The sequence below is a fragment of the Bacteroidales bacterium genome, from assembly GCA_029210725.1.
Classification (GTDB): Bacteria; Bacteroidota; Bacteroidia; order Bacteroidales.
In genome coordinates, this window is the sequence record JARGFM010000002.1 from 47380 (window position 1) to 67950 (window position 20571).

General features: G+C 46.6%; 16 protein-coding genes. 7 read left to right on the forward strand and 9 right to left on the reverse strand.

Features of this window, described 5'->3' with window-relative positions; translation table 11 throughout:
• Positions 1 to 66 precede the first annotated feature (66 nt).
• Positions 67 to 960, forward strand: coding sequence for a carbohydrate kinase (locus P1P86_01525; protein ID MDF1573857.1), 894 nt, complete (start codon positions 67 to 69; stop codon positions 958 to 960).
• Positions 961 to 970: 10 nt separating this feature from the next.
• On the opposite strand, the gene P1P86_01530 is transcribed toward P1P86_01525, so the two are convergent.
• The 3 genes from P1P86_01530 to P1P86_01540 form a co-directional block, all read right to left on the reverse strand.
• Positions 971 to 1426 (reverse strand): hypothetical protein, encoded by a 456-nt coding sequence (locus P1P86_01530; GenBank protein MDF1573858.1) that lies wholly within the window; start codon positions 1424 to 1426, stop codon positions 971 to 973.
• Positions 1427 to 1457: 31 nt separating this feature from the next.
• Positions 1458 to 1964: a hypothetical protein gene (locus P1P86_01535; GenBank protein MDF1573859.1), complete on the reverse strand. Its 507-nt coding sequence runs from the start codon at positions 1962 to 1964 to the stop codon at positions 1458 to 1460.
• A gap of 626 nt (positions 1965 to 2590) precedes the next feature.
• Entirely contained in the window at positions 2591 to 3100 is a 510-nt protein-coding gene (locus tag P1P86_01540) for a hypothetical protein (protein MDF1573860.1), read from the reverse strand.
• Between the two features lie 617 nt (positions 3101 to 3717).
• On the opposite strand from P1P86_01540, the gene P1P86_01545 reads away from it, so the two are divergent.
• From P1P86_01545 to P1P86_01555, 3 genes are all read left to right on the forward strand, one after another.
• Positions 3718 to 4848 carry a hypothetical protein gene (locus P1P86_01545; protein ID MDF1573861.1) on the forward strand — a complete coding sequence of 377 codons (1131 nt, stop codon included), beginning with the start codon at positions 3718 to 3720 and terminating at the stop codon, positions 4846 to 4848.
• Positions 4849 to 5035: 187 nt separating this feature from the next.
• Entirely contained in the window at positions 5036 to 5647 is a 612-nt protein-coding gene (locus P1P86_01550; GenBank protein ID MDF1573862.1) for a hypothetical protein, read from the forward strand.
• Positions 5648 to 5697: 50 nt separating this feature from the next.
• Positions 5698 to 6198: a T9SS type A sorting domain-containing protein gene (locus tag P1P86_01555; protein MDF1573863.1), complete on the forward strand. Its 501-nt coding sequence runs from the start codon at positions 5698 to 5700 to the stop codon at positions 6196 to 6198.
• 40 nt (positions 6199 to 6238) lie between these two features.
• On the opposite strand, the gene P1P86_01560 is transcribed toward P1P86_01555, so the two are convergent.
• The gene (locus tag P1P86_01560) at positions 6239 to 7675 is read right to left on the reverse strand and encodes a ThuA domain-containing protein (GenBank protein MDF1573864.1); all 1437 of its coding nucleotides are present in this window, start codon (positions 7673 to 7675) and stop codon (positions 6239 to 6241) included.
• A gap of 266 nt (positions 7676 to 7941) precedes the next feature.
• On the opposite strand from P1P86_01560, the gene P1P86_01565 reads away from it, so the two are divergent.
• The gene (locus P1P86_01565) at positions 7942 to 9462 is read left to right on the forward strand and encodes a M81 family metallopeptidase (protein MDF1573865.1); all 1521 of its coding nucleotides are present in this window, start codon (positions 7942 to 7944) and stop codon (positions 9460 to 9462) included.
• Positions 9463 to 9578: 116 nt separating this feature from the next.
• Here the strand turns inward: P1P86_01565 and P1P86_01570 are convergent, their stop codons facing one another.
• The 3 genes from P1P86_01570 to P1P86_01580 all read right to left on the reverse strand — a co-directional run bounded on the left by P1P86_01570 (position 9579) and on the right by P1P86_01580 (position 15891).
• On the reverse strand, positions 9579 to 12389 hold the full coding sequence (locus P1P86_01570) for a pitrilysin family protein (protein MDF1573866.1): 2811 nt from the start codon (positions 12387 to 12389) through the stop codon (positions 9579 to 9581).
• 88 nt (positions 12390 to 12477) lie between these two features.
• Positions 12478 to 14376, reverse strand: a complete 1899-nt coding sequence (locus P1P86_01575) for a sulfatase (protein ID MDF1573867.1) — start codon at positions 14374 to 14376, stop codon at positions 12478 to 12480.
• A 63-nt stretch (positions 14377 to 14439) separates the two neighbouring features.
• Positions 14440 to 15891: a nucleoside hydrolase gene (locus P1P86_01580; protein ID MDF1573868.1), complete on the reverse strand. Its 1452-nt coding sequence runs from the start codon at positions 15889 to 15891 to the stop codon at positions 14440 to 14442.
• 406 nt (positions 15892 to 16297) lie between these two features.
• Between P1P86_01580 and gpmI the strand changes: the two genes are divergently transcribed.
• Positions 16298 to 17821: a 2,3-bisphosphoglycerate-independent phosphoglycerate mutase gene (gene gpmI / locus P1P86_01585; protein ID MDF1573869.1), complete on the forward strand. Its 1524-nt coding sequence runs from the start codon at positions 16298 to 16300 to the stop codon at positions 17819 to 17821.
• A 15-nt stretch (positions 17822 to 17836) separates the two neighbouring features.
• Here the strand turns inward: gpmI and P1P86_01590 are convergent, their stop codons facing one another.
• Together P1P86_01590 and P1P86_01595 are read right to left on the reverse strand one after the other, a co-directional pair.
• Positions 17837 to 18643, reverse strand: coding sequence for a hypothetical protein (locus P1P86_01590; GenBank protein ID MDF1573870.1), 807 nt, complete (start codon positions 18641 to 18643; stop codon positions 17837 to 17839).
• A 118-nt stretch (positions 18644 to 18761) separates the two neighbouring features.
• Positions 18762 to 19454, reverse strand: a complete 693-nt coding sequence (locus P1P86_01595; protein MDF1573871.1) for a cytidylate kinase-like family protein — start codon at positions 19452 to 19454, stop codon at positions 18762 to 18764.
• Positions 19455 to 19593: 139 nt separating this feature from the next.
• Here P1P86_01595 and mdh point away from each other — a divergent pair, with 139 nt between their 5' ends.
• Positions 19594 to 20544, forward strand: coding sequence for a malate dehydrogenase (gene mdh, locus P1P86_01600; protein ID MDF1573872.1), 951 nt, complete (start codon positions 19594 to 19596; stop codon positions 20542 to 20544).
• The last annotated feature ends 27 nt before the right edge of the window (positions 20545 to 20571 follow it).

A 20571-nucleotide genomic window follows, 5' to 3' on the forward strand; every position in this document is an offset into this window, starting at 1 on the left:
CCGGAATGCAAAAACCAGTCCAAAAAAATTAGCTATCTTTTCGGATCTGCATAAATAGAAATCTGCATGAAAAAGGTCATTTGTTTTGGGGAGGTATTATGGGATTTTTTACCCACCGGAAAGAAACTGGGAGGAGCTCCACTGAATGTTTCCCTTCGGGCACAATCCTTTGGTAACCGGGCCTCAATGATCAGCAGCATAGGCAGGGACAGTCTCGGTGATGAACTCGCCGAGACGATGAAGGCTCATGGTGGTAGCCTGGAGCATATTCAGTATAGCGAGGAATATGCCACCAGTGAGGTCCTGATCGAACTTGATGAACATGGAACGGCATCTTACGAAATCAGAAAACCCTGTGCCTGGGATCATATCTTACTGCTTGAGCGTGATATAGAAGCCGTTAGAGGCTGCGACGCCTTTATTTACGGAAGCCTCGTGGCTCGCAACAATACTTCCAGGGCTACCCTGTATGCTTTGCTGGCTTATGCCGGATACAAGGTTTTTGATGTGAACCTTCGCCCGCCCCATTACACTCCGGAAGGAATTGTAGCCTTGATGAAACAGGCAGATTTCGTGAAGTTCAATGACGAAGAACTTTATGAAGCTTGTGCCCACCTGGGATTTGTCGACCGATCGCTGGAGGCAGGCATCAGCTTTATTTCTGAACAGACCGGGGCTCAGGAAATTTGCGTCACTTTAGGTAAGGACGGAGCAGTCCTTTTTTACCACGATGCTTATTACTATAATCCCGGATATAAGGTAAAAGTAGCTGATACTGTAGGTGCCGGTGATTCCTTCCTTGCTTCTGTCGTCAGTCAGCTTCTGAATGGAAATTCCCCTCAGGATGCCATTGACTTTGCCTGTGCTGTTGGCTCTATTGTTGCCTCAAAAAACGGGGCCAATCCTGAAGTCACGTACCAGGAAATAGAAGCCATGATGGAAGGCCGAAGGGCCTCGTAAACAGAGCATTTTATTGCTCCGGGTTCGCAGGAAGATTTGGTTTTCGACGTTTTCGGAAGGAAGATGGGATCAGATTAAAACTTTTAATCCCAAACTTTCGTGCCAGCAATTCCAGTCCGACCAAAGAAATTACCCCGCCGGGCAGGATGACCAGGGTGGTGAAGATAGAGAAACGACCCACATCCTTCAGCTGTTCGATGGCTGCCCTCACCTCCTCTTCGGAGGGTGGGGTTTTCCTTTTATTCAGATCCAGTTTAGCTTTTAGTAATCTGAAGAAAGAGCGCGCCATTTGTTCGGTCTCCCCTGCCTCTTCTCCCAGGGCCCGGAATCCTTCGTCAATGAGATCCTTGGTTTTGGCCGCATATTTCCTGGCAAACAGGTAACTCCGGTGGTTCTTTACCGGCAGATTCCAGGCGGCATTTTTCAGTGTCCGCAGCTTATTTAACAGGACCGATTCCTTTTGCATTCGCCAGGTGTAATCATGTAAGAGGAACTTTTCAGCTGATTTGAATGGTGCCCGTAAAATTGTAATCCATTAAATCTTCTTCATTCAACCAGTAGTCGGAAGTGATCAGGGTGTATTTGTGCTGACCATGATTATGTAATTCCCAAATTATTTTTTCCGCTTCAGGGAAAGCTTCCTCCCCGTTTATTTGATCCTCAAATAATCTAAAAATAAGGGTTGTATCGCTTAAGCCTTTGCCGAATGCTTTTAAAACCAGTTCTTTCGTAACAGTTTTGTTTTCTCCCCCCAGCAGCTTCAGCTCAAAGTCAATTTTAGTGGCTTTGGAATTTGGAAATATTCCGTTATAAGATTTATATAAGATCTGGTTTATGTTGAACAAAGGGTAATGAAGCTCAATATCGGGATATTCTTCGGCCTCGTTATCCTCTGACATTTCATAAGAAAGATTTTCGATTTGGCCAGGGCTCAATTCTTCCTTTAACTTATATTTTAGCAAAATCTCTGCCGATTCGTGTGGTTCGAATTCACTGATTACCATTTCTAACAGCTCGCGCAGTTCGGAAGATTCTGAATATTGAGCATCCGGATACTCAAACTCTTCCAGAAGATTAAGGTAATCATCACTGGTCCAGTATCCATTTATCTCCCGGATCGTTTTTACCTCGCTTATCTTTATAATGAACTTTATCATGCTTTTTGAAACATTTCTACAAATTGGACTGAAATATCTTATTTATGAATATAGAGAAAGGGATTTCTCATATGTTAAAACTGATGGCTTCGATTCGCTAAGAAAGATATATTTTTAAAAGTATTCGAGCAAGCCTATCCATTCATAGAGGCTAATGTAAATATTTATACTTTGAAGGAGTGGTACCTGTATTGTCTTTGAATACCCGGACAAATGAAGATGTAGATCCAAATCCCGCCATTTCTGCAATACTATCCATGGAGCCGGCTAAATTCTTATTATCCTCGATAAGCCTTTTGGCCCTCTCGATCCGGTAATTATTTACAAATGCGTTAAAGTTGCATTTAAACTCTTTATTGATCGTATGAGAAACATAGGTTCTGTTGCTTGCCAGCGCTGTTGAAACATTCCAAATATTGAGGTTGGGATCCCGCCAGGGAGCATGTTGTTCAAAGTACTTTAAGAGCTCAGATTTAAAACCGGTGGTCACTTTCTCCGGACTCCTCTAAGAGGTTAAACGTTTCATTTTTTTGATATGCAGAGACAGTAAAAGCTTTCTGTCTCAGACCCACCATTCCCAGAATAACATACAGGAAGGTAAAGAGAAAAGTTACGATTCCCAGCAAATGACTATTTTCCGTAAACGGAGCACGACCAATGATGGTCACATAGATGCCCGGAACGGCCATAAATATCAGGAAAACAATATTAACCAGGTAGAAGTAATGCAGCTGGAATTTATCCAGATTGGAAAAACTGTTTTGAATATGCTTCCTGGATCTGAGGATGTAAACGAAGGAGGCTGTATTATACAAGAGGATTTGTGCAATATGGATGATCCGGGCACCCTTATATAACCAGGAAAGTAAAATGGAATGGGAGTTTTCCATGGGTGTACCGTATAAGTTGTTGTTCATGTATTCCTGATAGGTCTCCCAGCTGCACCCGTAAGAGGAGCCCAGCATGACTGTTCCGACAATCATGGCTGGGGCAAAATGCAAGCTCCGCTTAAAAGGGAATATTTTATATCCGAAAGCACTATGAAGATACCTGAAATAGAGCGGGTAAAACATTAGCAGAGCAGACAGAAAAGCAAAATCGAGAAATCTGAAAATTTCCCAGTATTCATAAAAAGACAGGACGTGACCGGTGAAAACGACGAAGCTGTTCTAAAAGAAAAGGGACAGATAGAACCTGTTCCTGTAAAGCCTGCTGGAGGCAGCCCATAAAAACAGAGCTCCGAATAAGGTGATGTAGAGTGAAGATAATAGACCAAAGGTATTTAGCATGTTCGTAAATGAGGGGCTAATATTAGTCAATATTTTACGATTTGAAGCTCTTTTTTTTACGATTTGAATTACGCAAGCGCATTCCCCGTAGCTCTGCTGCGGGGTAAGCGAGCACATTTAAAATAAACAATTAATCGATGATTCCTCGCAGCTTGCTGCGAGGAGAATCAATCCCCGCAGAGTCCTATTATTTTCATTTTTAGCGGGAATTAATCCGGGGAGATAATCTGATCAGAGGAGCCTTTCCCGGCCTGTTAATGAATATCTGACAATCAGACTTAAACCTGCATTCCAATTTTAAAAAAACAATTATGAAACGTATTATACTGATTTCAGCCATCGCCATGGCAGCTGGGCTTACCTCCAATGCACAGTTATCCATTGTCATTCAAAATAATGATAAGGTTTTCGAATCCTCGAAAATAGATACCATTATCAATCATGTGGAACAGGGCGATACCATTTATTTGCCCGGAGGCAGTATCGTGCTTTCAGCTGAATTAAGAATCGACAAGGAGGTTCATATCATTGGAGCGGGACACTATCCCGATTCCACCTCGGCCACATCTTTTACAAATATCTCGGGATACAATATCCGTTTTATGCCGGTTTCGGATAACTCCTCCTTTACAGGGATCAATCTCTATTACGATCTCTATATCGGAGGATCGATGGATGACAGCATCTCCAATATCAGCATTTTAAGATCTTCTATTAACAATGTCTTTTTGGGTTATGCCAATGCGCGGAATTTGAAGAATACTTTCATCAACCTCAGAGAGTGTGTGGTCCGGGGGTCAATCCTGGGCGGTGATGTTCAGCATGTCCTGTTACAGAAGTGTCTTATTAACGGCCGGATAGACAATTTTACCGATAACGCTGTTTTTAAGAACAATGTTTTTCTTTACCTGGGGAGCTATTCAGTATTCAGAACCTGTTCAGGCCTGTCGGTCAGCAACAATATTTTTGTGAGGGACGATCATGGGCTGACGGCATCAGAAATAAATAACAACCTGTTCAGGCTCAACATAGTTCCCGTGAGCGGTACAAACATGGGCAGCGGCAATATTGTCTATAATGCCATAGACACCCTGTTTATCAATTCGGATGGTGACGGTCTTTTCAGTTACGAAACCAATTATCACCTGCATCCCGACTGTGATGGCATTGCTGCCGGAACAGACGGAACAGACATTGGAATTTACGGAACCACCAGTCCGTATAAAGAGGGAGCAGTTCCCTTTAATCCCCATATACGTTTTTCAGATATTAAGCAGAGACGGAGAATGGAATTCTGCCGGTTGAAATACATGTGGGTGCTCAAGAACGATAGTTATGAAAAGGATCCATGCAGTATGCTTTTTTCTGGTCCAGTTATCCGGCAGCCTTCTGGCCCAGCCTATGATTACCGGGGGCGAATACTGGATCGACAGGGACTTTAATTCAAGAAGCATCATCACTCCTGTTTCTTCAGAGAACCTTTTTTATCAGGCAAACATCGATGTCAGCAGCCTGAACAATGGCCTGCATACCATCCACTACAGGTTTATGGATGACCGTCGTTACTGAAGCAGCGTTGTTTCCGGTGAACGGGACTTTACACTCCTTGCAAACCTGGATGTTTCCGGATTGAACGACGGATTACACTCCATGCATTACCGCTTTAAGGATACGGATCACAGGTGGAGTTCGGTATTGTCCAGGTATATAGTGTGTAAGTCCGGGACACAGGTATTTGCCGGTAATAGGATCGTGGCCTGCCGTTACTGGTTCAATGGCGAGAGCATGACCGAGGTGGCCCTGGATGATCCAGTTCAGAACCTTGCTTTTATGGATACTCTGGAGATGTACCGGTACCGCAAGGGCGAGTACTATGTAACTCTTCAGTTTAAGGATGAACTGGGTCTGTGGAGCGCTCCGTTGACCGACACGCTTGAAAAGATAGGCTTCCCTGTTGCCCGGGTGTTCAGTCCCGGGGAAATAGTATGTGATACGGCTACTCTCGAATTCTTAAGCCAGTCCTATGATGCTGATTCGCGGTTGTGGAGTGTGAACGGCCTCCCTGTAAGCGGCGATACGGTCCTGTACTATTTCTTTTCGGAGACCGGGGTATATGATGTGGGATTAACTGCCAGGGAGAAAGCATACAGATCAGTGCCGTACCGGGTTACACCTATTTATGGAGCACAGATGAGACCTCCCGGAGTATCGTGGCCAGCGAGGAGCAGTGGTATATCGTAAAGGCCACCACGGTCAATAATTGCAGTCAGTAGGATTCTGTTTACCTGGTGGTGCATGATAATCCGGTGGTTGACCTGGGAGGGGACCAGAGCCTTCCGGTGAACGGTTCTCTTCAACTGGATGCGGGGGCAGGTTTTTCCTCCTACCTGTGGTACGATAACGACAATAAGCAATTGAAGACCTTTTCGGGAGCCATCCTGGGTATGGGTCAGCATGAAGTGTATGTATCAGTTGTGGATGAAAACATCTGTAAAGGATCTGATACCATAACTATTTCTGTGACCGCTGCGGTGGGAGTAGAAGAGGCCGGTGACCAGCAGATAAAAATGTATCCGGTTCCTGTGCAAGAACACCTGACCATTGAAATTCCGGAAGCTATGCTGGGAACGCTGGTCAGGATATACAGCTCATCAGGCCGGATTCTCAGTGAACGAAACCTGGAAAACCAAATTAGTGTTTTTGATATGAGCCCTTATTCTTCGGGATATTATATGATCACCTTCATTAATCAGGAACAGGTATATACCAAGACGGTGGTGCTGAGCAGGTAAAACCTTCCTGTTCCCTGCCGGAGGCATTGAAAACCGGAGCTTATTGCGGAAAATAGAGAGGATGGTTCTTATTGTATCTGCGGATAAATTCTACCATCCTCTTTTTCTTTTCTCTTTTTCTCAGAGAGTTATATTCTGCAGACAGGCAGGAATCCCGTTGAAGCAGTTTCCCCAGAGCCTCAGGATCATACCCCACCAGGCTATTGGACTCAAAATCGTAGAGGGATACCTTCCCTTCTGCGCTGACATTCAAATAAGAAGGTTTTGTATGGAAGGAGCGATAGATATCCTGGGTGGTGGAATAATATGCGCTGCTGTCGCGGCGTGAATCCGGAGATTTTTCATAGGTGGTTGCCGAGGCAATGAAATGGGAAATACTGCCTTCGATATTGAGTCTCTGAAACTTACCTCCCAGCATGATATAGAGCCGGCCGTTCTGCGCATATCCCCAGATATCTTTTGTTTTAATGGATGTTAAGACGCCGAAATCATCATACAGGATAATCTCCTCATTAGTGATCATATCCTCGAAGAAGTCCCTGTTATAATTGTTCAGTTCAGTGACAATCCTTCCCAGGGGAAGGGGGTCATTGGTCCGCACCTTATCCATATTCAGATACAGCCCATCCCTGAATTCAAATTCCGGACTGTACTTTATCATTGGAATCTCCTTGTTTTGAACCCAATCAATCGCCTGTTTTAACAGGCGGCGGTAATTGGGATTTTCATAAGCGAAGTGGTCATGCCCCGGCTGGATATAGACGATCCGGGAATTTCCATAGTGGTTTGTCCATCCGATGATTTCCCCGCTTTCGGGATGTGTGGTTTTTAGAAGGGGACGCACGCCCGGCTGCACCCTGAAATTCCCGTAGACTTCGTCGTGAATAATAAAATCCTTCAGGCCCCTGGTAACAGGATGATCCTTATCCATCAGTGTCACAGGCACATCTACATCGTGCCGGTATGTAGAATTATCCTGATTTTCTTCGTCTAATACATAACGTCCCCCAATGATCCTTTCGAATTCTTCCCAATCCTGATAGGAGACCAGGGAATGATGTAAGAACACCAACCCCTTGCCTCTCTCCAGAATTCGGATAAAGGCTGCTTTTTGCGCATCCTTTATTTCCTGGACCATATCGTAAAAAAGAAGGACGTCAAATTGCTCAATCAGCGCAGAATCAAAAACCGGCGAAGCCTGTGGATGGATGAGTTCCTGATAGTCCGTAGCCGGCATGTCCTGGAAAATGTCAAAGAATGTCTCTCTTTCGAAATCATGTCCGCCCGTGTAAATCAATACCCGCTGTAGCTCCTGGGCCGGGCAATCAGGTAAAACCAGGGCCCCTGCAGCTGTCGAAAAAAGCAGCAGGAGAAGGCAGTTCTTAAGCTGAAATCCGAACATTTTTTTGCCCGCAAATTCACCTGTGTTTTCCATGTGATCCAGCGCAGAATTTAGGCATTCTTTATCGCTAGCCATAGGCTTTAATTTGTTTTTAAACGATTACAAAAGCAAAAATAATCATTCCTTGCATTCCCTCTGAAATGAGCCGACAGGGTAAGATAAACTGCAGAACCCTTATCCAGCCTGTATGCTTGGTTTCAAACAGCAAGGTTTTGCAGAAAGAAATAAAAATACGCAATTCTTAAAGATCACCGGATCCGGGACTATCCTTTGGGACGGATATGCTTGACGGGCTCTGTAAACCTTTGTATCTTGGTTAATTATAAAAACCGGAGGTTTCCATGAACTTTAGACTGGCCAGTACAACAATTCTGACTGCAGCAGCACTTTTTTTCGGTCTAGGCTGTACGCAGAAAAAGACAGACGGATTTCGGATTTTAACCGCCGGCATCCGGCATGAATCCAACAGTTTTATGCCTTATTTGACAGAGGAAGAAGACTTTATCACCCTGAGGTCCGGGGATGTGACAAAAGACCGGGCCTGGGCCGGCTACCTGGAGGATGAGGGCGTGGAAGTGATCCCCACACTGCATGCGATCAGCGGACCGTCCGGGGTGGTTTCCAGGGAGGCCTATGAGGCCTTTCGCGACGAAATCCTGGAAGGATTCGAGGGTGCCGGCAGGGTGGATGGCGTTTTACTGGATATGCATGGGGCCCTCCATGTGGAGGGCTATCCGGATGCCCAGGTCGATTTTATTCAACGGATCCGTGAGATTGTTGGGGAGGACGTCCTTGTCGCTGCCAGTTTTGATCTTCACGGCAACATTTCCCCGGAGTTTATGGAAGGCCTTAATATTATCTCCGCCTACCGGACTGCTCCGCATGTTGATGGAGAAGAGACCCGTTTACGTACTGTAAAACTGCTGCTTGAAGCGCTTCATCATAACTACCAGCCTCAGGTGGCTCATATCAATATCCCTGTATTGATTCCCGGCGAAAAAGGTATTACCAGTGTGGAACCGGTCAGGACCTTCTATGAGCGCCTGCCAGAAATAGCCGGGATGGAAGGTCTGATGGATGCCAGTGTTTTTGTGGGCATGCCCTGGACCGATGTTCACAGGGCGGGGATGAGCGTGCAGGTGGTGGCACAGGATGCCCGGTATATGCCAATGGCCCGAAAGCAGGCTGAAGCACTGGCCAATAGCATTTGGGATCAACGCGAAAACCTTCGTTTCGATGTGGAGACTGCCACCATTGATAAGGCTATACAGTTCGCCCTGGAGTCGACGGATAGTACCGTGTTTATTACAGACTCGGGCGACAATGTTACCGCAGGAGCAGCTGGTGACGGAACCCTTGTTTTAGAGCGTTTGCTGGCGCATCGGGTATCAAGTGCTGTTCTGGCGGGTATTGTGGACCCAGAGGCGGTGGAACATTGTGTGAAGGCCGGAGTGGGAACTGAGGTGGAGCTGAATGTAGGGGGAAAAATCGATTATGTATACAGCAAACCGCTCTTTATATCGGGGACCGTAATCAGTCTTCCCAAAGGCGAGCCGGGCAGCGAAAAGGGCGATGCTGTATTACAGTTAGAAGGTATTACTCTTGTCTTACTGAGCAGTCACCGGGCTTTTACTGATCCTGCTCATTTCCGGGCTGTGGGAATTGATCCTCTCTCTTACAAAATAGTTATTGTCAAAGAAGGGTATCTGTTTCAGGGGCTCAGGGATATTGCTCCCAGGGCCATCATGGCTCTGACCCCCGGATTTGCCAATCAGAATCTGGAAGAACTCGATTACCAACAGGTTCGCAGACCCATCTTCCCGCTGGATCCGGATCTAAGCTGGACGGTCCCTGCAAATTAGACCATCCCGCCAGGGAGCACAGGCCAGATAGTCCCGCATATTAAAAAAGACAGGGATGTTTTTAAGAACAACCCTGTCTCTGCCATTAATCCGATTCAGGTACCGGGCCCTTGATTTTATCTTTCCACCAGGACAGGATCACCAAATCCCAGGGATTTTAGAGGCTCCAGCTGTGTGGCAGCATCTCCAACCACCACATAATACATGCGGTCTGGTTGAATATATTTCTGCGCCAGTTCGTGATGCTGCTCCAGGGACATGGATCTGGTGACTTCCTGCTGCCTGGTGACGTAATCAAAGGGCAGACTGTAGGTGCTGATCTCTTCAAGCATGCCCTGCAGCGAACGCATGTTTTCAAACTGGCGGGCATTGGATTTCAGGAGGGCATCTTTGGTAAAGTCCAGATCCTCCTGGGAGATCCCCTCCCGGTATTTTTTCATCTGCTCAGAAAAGATCTCCATGGATTCCCGGGTTGCATTGGAACGAACACTCGAACTGGCCTGGAAGGAACCATATAGATTATTTCCTCTGAAACTTGAGCGGGCCCCGTAGGTAAATCCCTTCTCTTCCCGGAGGATCAGGTTCAGAAATCCGCTGAAAGAGCCCCCCAGCTTATAGTTCATAGTCTGAATGGCATCGTAATCAGGATCTGTTCTCGTGGAAGCAAGGTTCCCGATCTGAATGACTGATTGTTTGGCTCCGGGGACATCTACAAAATAGATGACAGGAGCATCCGGATTTTCCGGAATCTCAAATTCCGGAATCACCACTTCTTTAGATGGCCACCTGCTGGCGATTCCCTCGAATGAAGACTTGATATCCGATACGGGAATATCACCAACCACGTGCAGCGAAGCCAGTGATGGACTAAAATTGGACTCATAGTAATCCTTCAGATCCTCCAGGCTTATGGCCTCTATGGTCTCAATGGTTCCACTGGTGGGAATAGCCAGCAGCATATCTTCCCCGAATGTGAGTTTAGCAAATGTTCTTGAGGCCAGGTAATCTGGATTTGCCTGGTTCCGTTTAATGGAATTAATTGCCCTGCTTTTGGCCAGTTCAAATTGTTCTTCATCCCAGCGGGGTTCTAAAAGGATCTCTTCAACCAGAGCCACCGTGCTTTCAAAGTTTCTGGACAGGGTGTTTACATCGATGGTAATAGATTGTTCACCTCCATAGACGTTAATCCTGGCGCCCAGCATGTCAATGGCCTCTTCCAGTTCTTCCGGTGTTTTACCGGCAGTGCCTTCGGTCATCAGGGATGCCACCAGAGAAGCAGTACCTGATAGCTCGGGCCGGTCCAGAAGATGCCCGCCTTTTATGACCAGGGAGTAGCTGACCAGCGGAACTTCATTGTAATTGATGCCATAGATTTTTATTCCATTGGATAATTTTTCGCTCCATATTGCGGGGGGTACGACCACAGGATCGGGACCCGGGGTCGGTTCCACAGATCGGTCGAAGGAAGATGGGGTTTTTTCAATGACCTCTTCTTCTTCAGTTTCCTCCTGGGAGACTTCGATGGCATCTGAAATGCTTTCTTCCACCACATCAGCCTTTACGGAGTTTTCAGCCATCAGGTTCAGACTGCCTTTGGGTACAAAGCTGGTTGCCACATAAGGTTTGTCTTTGATATAAGTTTCGTAAACACGCAGGACATCTTCGATGGTGACGGCCTGGATATTGGCAATGTCCTCTTCGATAAAGGAAGGTGACCCGGCGTACTCATTATAACGGGCCATTTGAAATCCCTTTCCCAGAACCGAGCTGATGCTGTTGTAAAAACCGGTCTCCAGGCCGGCCTTGATTCGTTCCATGTCGTTTTCGGTGATCCCTTCTTCCTCGAAAAGTGCGAGGGATTCAAAAATGGCATCTTCCACCTCAGCCAGACTAATTTCTGCATTGGCGTTTATGGTGACTCTGAAACTCCCTGCCAGCTCCCTGGAGCGGTTATAAGCGGAAGCACGGGAAGTGAGTTTTTTATCTTTAACCAGCACCCGGTACATGGGTGCTTTCTTTCCGCTGGACAGCAATTCTGCAAGAAAGTTCAGGGCATAGGCATCCTTGGTATACTGCTCTACAGTGGGCCAGGCCATGGTAAACCTGGGAGTTTTGGCAAAATTATCTTCGTGATAAAGTTTCTTCGTTTCATTCAGGGTGACCCGCACAGGCTTCAAATCCTGCATGGAGGGCCCACCGGGAATTTCACCGAAATACTTTTCCACCAGGGTCCTGGTTTCTTCCGGGTCAATATCTCCCGCCACCACCAGAGTGGCATTGTTGGGACCATAGTAGGTGGCATGAAACTCTTTCACATCCTTTACGGTGGCATTGAACAGATTCTCCATCTCTCCGATCACCTGCCAGCTGTAGGGATGGCCCTCGGGGTACAGATTCTTGTCCAGAACCCAGGAGTTATGTCCATAAGGTCTGTTATCCACCATTTGGCGCTTTTCATTTTGAACCACATTCTGCTGGTTGGCAAATGCAGACCGGGTCACTGTGTTGATCAGATAACCCATTCGGTCGGACTCCATCCAGAGGGCCTTCTCCAGAGCATTTTTAGGGACAATTTCATAATATACCGTCCCATCCGAATTGGTGCCGCCATTCAGGGTTCCGCCTGCCGCCTGGATCTTTTTAAAGAACTGATCCTGGCCCACGTTTTCCGACTGCTGGAACATCATGTGCTCGAAGAGGTGGGCAAATCCGGTTCGACCCGGTTTTTCGCGGTTCGATCCCACATGATACTGAATGGCAACGGAAACGATGGGATCCGACTTATCAGTATGCAGGATTACATCCAGTCCGTTTTCCAGAGTATACTTCTCATAATCGATGGAGAAGCTTGTCTTCTCCACCTTGGTGGAACAGGAAATAAGCATTAGGAACAGGATCCCTATGGCATAAAAGGTGCATTTTTTCATGGCGAGTTTTTGTGAATTCTATACTAGTATATATTTAAGGTCAAAATACATATATATTCCTTCCAGAATCCCGGATTCTGTCGGGTTTTTAGATTTTATCCCACTTTTTTAACAGGGAGTCAGACATGAGCCAGTCGAAAGCATTGAAGCGGGCAAAACCCTCTTTCCCCTCCTTATTTGCTTCGTGAAATTCCTCGACCACCCTGGTCAGGGCTTCATCATATATATGGGCGCCGTCGATGCTGTTCAATGCAAAATTCCGGTCCATCATACCGTAGGAGGTATCGGTAAGTATCCGGATATATGCCTCGATAGCAGCTTCAGTTTCTCCCAGTTCATACAGAGTCTCGGCAGTAATAATGGCAACCGATGAGGATTTGTCCCCGGAGGCTTTTAACAGGGCCCTGGTCTCCGGTGAGGCTTGCTTCTTGTGTATCAAAAGTCCAACGGCTCCCCAGTAGCGTATGGCCGGATGTTCATGCTTTAAATATTTTACATAGGCAGGGATATCGGCTTCCGGAAATGTCGCTTTCTCTGCAGCTTCCAGAAGTTCATCGAAAGGACAGGCATCAGAACGCATATAATCGTACATGCTTGCCTCGCCGGAAAGGGCTTCGTATTCGGTTTCGGGGATCAGACCCACATCCCTGATCTCCTCCATCCAGGCTCTGTTTTCTGCACGCATGCGCTCCAGCACCTCCTTGTAAGCGGGATCACCGGCCAGGTTATTCACCTCCCAGGGGTCGTTCTCTGTATCATATAGTTCTTCAACTGCTTTGGGAAGAAAGGGAATACGCTGTATCTCATTCAGCTGTCCGGCAAAAAAAGCATCTTCCCAGGCCTGGGCGGAGGGAGCCATAAACAAAAAGTCCAGATGCTGCAGGGGAATGCGGAAGGGCATGTAGTTCCGTATATACCGGTATTTTTTGTCCCTGACCGCCCTGGCCATATCGATTCGTTCATCCATGCGCTGGCGGGTCATGTGCAGGTATTCGGGTTCGGGTGTTGTTTGCTTACCCAGGAAGGCATCTCCCTGCATAAAATCGGGGATCTCGGCTCCTATGATGCTCATCAGGGTAGGTGCCAGGTCGACAAAACTGATCATACGGTCCACCTGATTCCCCGGATTCCCGGCCGGGAAAAGTTCTTTGTATTTATCCGGAATGCGGACAATAAAAGGAACTCTGGTGCCTGTTTCATAGATGTAACGTTTGCTTCTGGCCAGCACCCCTCCATGATCGCCATAGTAGAATACAATGGTGTTTTCCGCTTCTCCCAGGGTCTCCAGTTCCCGCAGCAATTCGCCGACGCGTGCATCCATGATTTCCACCTGGTCGTAATACACCGCCCAGTCGTGCCGCATTTCCGGGATATCGGGATGGTAGGGGGCTAAAACCATGGCCGCCGGATTGTGTTTGGGAACGACCGGTTTACCGGGCCTGCCTGCCATGGCTCCCGGAGGGAAAATCCGGCTCTCATGGGATTCCATCAGGTTGAAGATGGCAAAAAAGGGTTTCCCGTCGGGGCGGTTCTTGTAATGAGCCTTGGCACTGCTTTCGTCCCAGACTTTGGCCGGGTCAATACTGCTGGTATTGTAATCGGTTTTTAAATTGTTGATGCAATAATACCCGGCTTGCATAAGCAGGGAGGAATAAGCCTGTACCTGGTCTGAACTGGGGTAGGTGCTGCGCATATGTTCGTTGCCATTGGAGGCTGCATAGACCCCGGTGATAATGGTATTGCGAGCCGGTGCGCAAACGGGACAGTTGGCATAGGCGCGGGTGTAGAGAAATCCTTCCCGGGCCAGCTGGTCCAGACTGGGGGTGGTGGCGTTTTTATCCCCGTAACATCCCAGCAGGGGACTGTTGTCCTCGCTGGTAATCCATAATATGTTCGGACGGGAATCATTTTGTGAAAAAGCACCGTTGGTAATAAAGGTCAGAGCTAGTGCCTGAAGGTAAATAAGTAGCCTGGGGATCGTTTTCATTTCTAAAGAGTTAAGAGTATTAATTATTAGCAGGAGCGTATTTTTAATGAGAGATATGAATTTTTATAAATTCTCAATTACAAATATATCATTACGGTCAAAACCTGCCCAGTATATTATGGCAAGCTTTTCAATATAAAGCCAGTATGTTTCAGTAAGCAGTCCGAATGTTTCCACTCCATAGTTGATCTCGTTTCTCATCTGTTCCGCAATTTCAGGCTTAACGGAGATATGCACCTTTCGCTCATTGAATCGAAATATGGCCGATGGGATGGAGGAGACAGAGTCTGAAACTGTAATTAATCCCTGTCCGATCGTAGCTCCGGAGCTGATTTGAATTCCATCATTAAAACAGCTGATGGGTGGATTGTTTCCTGTGAATGTGGTCACTGTCAGGTTATTTACCCCCACATTATAATATTCCATGGCCCGGATACCCATTTTAGCACCTATGATAGAATAGATACCGGTATGTCCGTGTATTTCATTTGTCATGCTGATTGCCTTCCATTCTTTCATCCCATATTTACGGAGCGTTTCATGAAGAATGCTTGCATATTCTGTTTTATATAAAGTTGAATCAAGCGGGAAGGCACTAAATACCCGGTTATTGGTGTATGCTGCCGACATCAAGAGACTTGCAATAGTCTCATAAACAAATTCCGGGGGCAGGGTCTGATTGATGGTGGCAAATCTGATGTTATTTTCGACCCTGGTTTCAAACATTACAGGGGTGGTCAGATAGAGGGGGACCAGATCGTCCCAAAGTTTTAAATGTTTGTTCCTGATTCTTTCCTCCACCGGCGCCTTAGAGTGTACCGCCACAATCTGATCTGCATATACGGATGGCAGTGATTGCAGATGTTTTAGGTAATTGTCATTGACTAACAAATCGTTCCTCTTACCGGATACCACTTCCAGGGGGATTCCGCTCTGCCTGATATATTCGAAACTTTCAGGGTCAATGCTATAATTATATCCGTCTTTCATCCGGGGAGTGTTGTACCAGATGATGCGTTCAATTTTTTCTCTGTCATGTGGATTGGCTTTGAGCCAGTCGGCATATGTTTTCAGTGATCCCAGAGCAATCAGCGTAATTTTTTCCCTGGAATATCCCATCGTGTTTTCCAAAATATCCATGGAGGATTCTTTCCGGGATGGATCCGGAATACTCGCTGAATTCGCCCAACGGATGTTTTCGGCAAAGGATCTCCAGGCAGGCGATTCAGCTGCAAGCCCGTCGCTAATGCCCACCGGGATTCCTTCGTGATGAAATACAGATAGCAAAGCATGGACTTTTATATACACCGAATCCGGCAACAGAGTGCCCTGTGAGCAGGTGATGGCCAGAACCCTTATATCGTTGGCAGACAGAAACATGGAAATTGCCCTCATGTCATCAAGGGCTCCGTCTGTGTCAATAATGAGTTGAAATTTGGGTTTTCCGGAATGTCCCGATGCCTGGCTGCAAAGCACTCCGGCCAGGAGCAAGAATCCGAAGAGTTTCTTTAACATCTTTATTCAGAAATTACATAAAACCTGGGACCAACCTTACTTTTTCTTTTCCAAAAGAGAAAGAACAATGCTGATTACCAGAAGTATCATTGCAATAATACCCAGATAGCTTCCGGAGTTATTCGACCAGCTTAAATCCCTGAAATCAGTAACTGAGATATGCCCTATAATTAGCAATACCGCTACTCCAATGAGTATATATTTTGTATTTTTCATGCTTTTGTCCGGAGTCCAAGTTATTAATTATTATGGAATATTATAGGCTGCAAATAGTGCTTTTGAGCTAGCTCTGTACTTGGTTAATGGTGGGAAAAGAGTAAAATCAACTATCTTTGTGCGCTAATTATCAGCTCCGGACAAGCAGATACTCCGGAAATGTGTCAAACTGGAAATAAGAGTTTAAGATATGAGCAACAAAAAGACCCTTTTGATGATCCTTGATGGCTGGGGTATTGGTAAAGGAGATAAAGCCGATGTGATCAGCCACGTACCCACTCCCAATATGGACAGGCTTCAGAAGGAGTACCCTTCTTCAAAGCTTTATGCTTCAGGGGAGAATGTAGGATTGCCCGATGGGCAGATGGGTAATTCGGAGGTGGGACACCTCAATATCGGTGCTGGTCGGGTGGTCTATCAGGACCTGGTGAAGATCAACAGGGCGGTGAAGGATGGCTCCATCAGTGAGAATCCTGTTCTGGTTGAAGCATTCAGTTATGCCCGGGACCATCAGAAACAGGTTCATTTCCTGGGACTGCTCTCCGATGGTGGGGTACATTCGCTGAACCGGCATCTTTACAAGCTGTGTGATATGACCGGTGAGTTTGGAATCAGGGATGTTTTTGTACATGCTTTTGGAGACGGACGTGATACCGATCCCCAGAGCGGAAAAGCTTATATGGATGAACTGGTCAATCACCTGGCTGCTTCTAACGGCAAGGTGGCTTCTTTTGTTGGGAGGTTCTATGCCATGGACAGGGATAACCGCTGGGAAAGGATCAGGGAGGCCTATGACTTGCTGGTACATGGAAAGGGAAGGGCAGCAAGCGATGTACGGAAAGCCCTCCAGGAATCTTATGATCAGGGAGTTACCGATGAGTTTGTGAAGCCCATTGTAGTTGTAGATGATAAGAGCAAAGCCCTTGGAACCATTCAGGAGGGAGATGTGGTGGTCTTTTTCAATTTCCGCAACGACCGGGCCAGGGAGCTGACCATTGCTCTTACCCAGAGGAATATTCCGGAGTACAATATGCACACCATCCCTCTGCACTACTGTACTATGACGCCTTATGATGCCACCTTTAAGGGCCTGCATGTGATTTATGATAAAGATAATGTAAGTAAAACCATGGGAGAAGTGGTTTCGGCGGCCGGATTGAAGCAGTTGCGAATTGCTGAAACGGAGAAGTATGCCCATGTCACCTTTTTCTTTTCCGGAGGAAGAGAGGCCGTATTTCAGAATGAAAGCCGGATACTGGTGCCTTCTCCCAAGGTGGCCACCTACGATCTGCAGCCTGAAATGAGTGCCTTCGAGGTGAAGGATGCAGTGATCAAGGATATCCGTGAGAACGGCCCCGATTTTATCTGTCTGAATTTTGCCAATGGAGATATGGTCGGGCATACCGGTGTATACGCCTCCATCGAAAAAGCCATTAAAACCGTGGATCAGTGTGTGGGTGAAGTGGTGGAAACAGCCAGGGGAAAGGGGTACGATGTGATGATCATTGCCGATCATGGAAATGCCGATCACGCAGTGAACGAGGATGGATCGCCCAATACGGCTCACTCTCTGAACCCGGTACCCTGTATCATGGTCACAGACGATTATTCCAAAGTGGATGAAGGGATCCTGGCCGATGTGGCTCCAACACTCTTGCATATCATGGGAGTGAAAAAGCCAGAGGAGATGACCGGAAAGGTCCTGGTATCCTAGCCTAGTTTGCAGTATTTAGTGATGCACCATGGGGAGGATTTCCTCACGTAATTGCAGGACGATCTTACAGATTTCTTCCAGCGCTTCAGGTTGATAAATAATCTCTGCCAGGCTTGCATGGAAGCTCTGCTGGCTACTATCCAATTCAAAGCTTTCGGGTTCATACCGGATATCGACCTGCTCATAGACTTCTTTCAGCTTATTAACCGTATGCATATAGCGTCTGATCATTAAGGATTCCTGTTGATTGGAAAGAATTCCGGACAGGCTGCTCAGGGAATATTTCTGCTGAAGGATCCGGTCGCCCATCTCTATAACGGATTTGTCCTGATAGATTTTCACACCGATATACATGGTTTCCAACCATCCTCCCATCAGCGCCAGGGAGGCAAGTGATAACTGGTTCTTCTCCTTAAAGTGCGCGTCCATCTCCCTGTAAATTTCAAAAATCTGATTCTTCAGGGAATCGGGATTTTCCAGGTAGGCTCTCTGCACTCCGGGGGAATCTTCAAAGATTTCCCTGGGCAGATCCAGTTTCCCTGCCAGCAATTCAATATGACGATAGTATTCTGCTGTTTCATGGATCCTTTCAAACAGGGTACAGTAACTGAGATCAACACCCAGAACGCCCAGTAAAAGAGCCATATGTTCCGGATTTTCATACCTGGGTATCTTTTCAAGAGGACAGGTAAACCCCGGATCAAACCCGGTTCCGGTCTCTTCAAAAAAACTGACAATATCTGTAGGGATCTTCAGGGTATATACGATCTCCCCGGCTTCAGCGACCGTAGTACGATCGGGATTGGGTATAAAATCGTTCATCCCGGACCGGGAACCGGAAGAATTGCATCCATACAAGCATAATGTCAGTATAAATGCATGGAACGCAAATCGAAACATAAATTGGAGTTAGTTTATCAGGATAAAAATAACAAATCTTTTAAATCATGGACCGTGTTCTCATGGCTGCAATAATAATGTCAATCAACTCATCGGGTTTCAGAGTCATACAGTTCAGCCTGATATCAAAACGTGTGTAATCATTGCCTTTACCCTGAAAGAAACCTCTGAAGGCGGCTCTCTTTTTATCTATATTCTGCGCGTAACTGCGTGCCTGATCAATAGTGAAATTAAATTTGTCGGCCACCCTCAGAGCTCTCCATTCAAGGGGGGCCTCCAGGTAAATGTGAAGTGATTTAGGGATGTCCCTGGTGATTGCCACCCCCCCCCTGCCTACAATAATCGCGTTACCGGAATTTGCAAAATTCCTGATCACTTTAGCGATGGTAGTACGGATCTTCATATCCGATTTATAGTAATTCTTGGATTGGGCCAGCAGCATATCTTCAAGCACCCCCCGGCTTTTGTAATCAAAAATATGCTGAATCTGGTTGGAATCCACCTGCAGCTCTTTGGCCGATTCCAGCATGATCTCCTTATCGATCCACCTCCAGGGGTGCTCTTTGGAGTACTTCTTTTTCTCGGTATTCAACCTGGCAGAAAGCTTCGAAGCAATACTTTTGGCCGGACAACCCACCTCTCTGGACAGGGTAACGACCGGACCGGGATATAGTTGTTTAGCCGGATCCTCCTTGTACCAGTTATCCAAGTATTTCGACAGATCTATTTTCATGGCTCGGAAACGAAGAGGTTCATGCTCAATTTACTATATTTACTATCCAAAGTCAAGGAATCGGGCCCCTCATGCTCAATATTATTTATAGAACGGACCTAAATGTTACAACAACGTCTAATATTAAAACCCTGGAATTATGAACAAAATTACTGTAATTGGCGCCGGAAATGTAGGCGCCACCTGCGCCAATGTTATTGCCCATAAGGATCTGGCCAATGAAGTGGTCCTGCTCGATGTGAAAGAGGGACTGGCCGAAGGAAAAGCTCTGGACATCTGGCAGACTTCCTCCATCAATCACTTTAATACCCGGGTTACCGGTTGCACCAATGATTATCTGAAGACCAAGGGATCCGGTATCATTGTGATCACATCAGGGATTCCCAGAAAGCCCGGCATGTCTCGTGATGACCTGATCAAAACAAATGCCAATATTGTGAAGGAGGTTACAGAGAAGGCAATCAAATACTCGCCTGATGCGATTATCATAGTGGTTTCGAATCCGCTGGACGTGATGACTTATGCTGCATTTTTGGCTGCCAACAAGGATCCACACAAGGTATTCGGCATGGCTGGTATTCTTGATACGGGTCGCTACAAGGCCTTCCTGGCCGATGCCCTGAATATTTCTCCAACTGATATTCATGCCATGTTGCTGGGGGGGCACGGCGATACCATGGTGCCATTGCCCAGGTATACTTCAGTAAGTGGCATTCCGGTAACCGAACTTCTGGGTAAAGAAGTGATTGATAAAATTGTGGAGCGCACCCGAAAGGGTGGTGGCGAGTTGGTGGGCCTGATGGGAACCTCTGCCTGGTATGCACCCGGGGCGGCCGTTTCACAAATGGTGGAGGCCATAGTAGATAACCAGAAAAGGATATTCCCGGTATGTGCATACCTGAATGGGGAATACGGTCAGAAAAAGCTCTACCTGGGAGTCCCGGTAAAACTGGGCAAAGGCGGAGTGGAGGAAATCATAGAGATTAGTCTGAATGCAGAGGAGAAGAAGTTAATGACTTCCTCAGCTGAAAGTGTGAGGGGAGTGATGAAAGTACTGGACGATATGAAATTATTTGAAGAGCAGTTTTAAAACACACTATGTCAGATAATTAGGCTT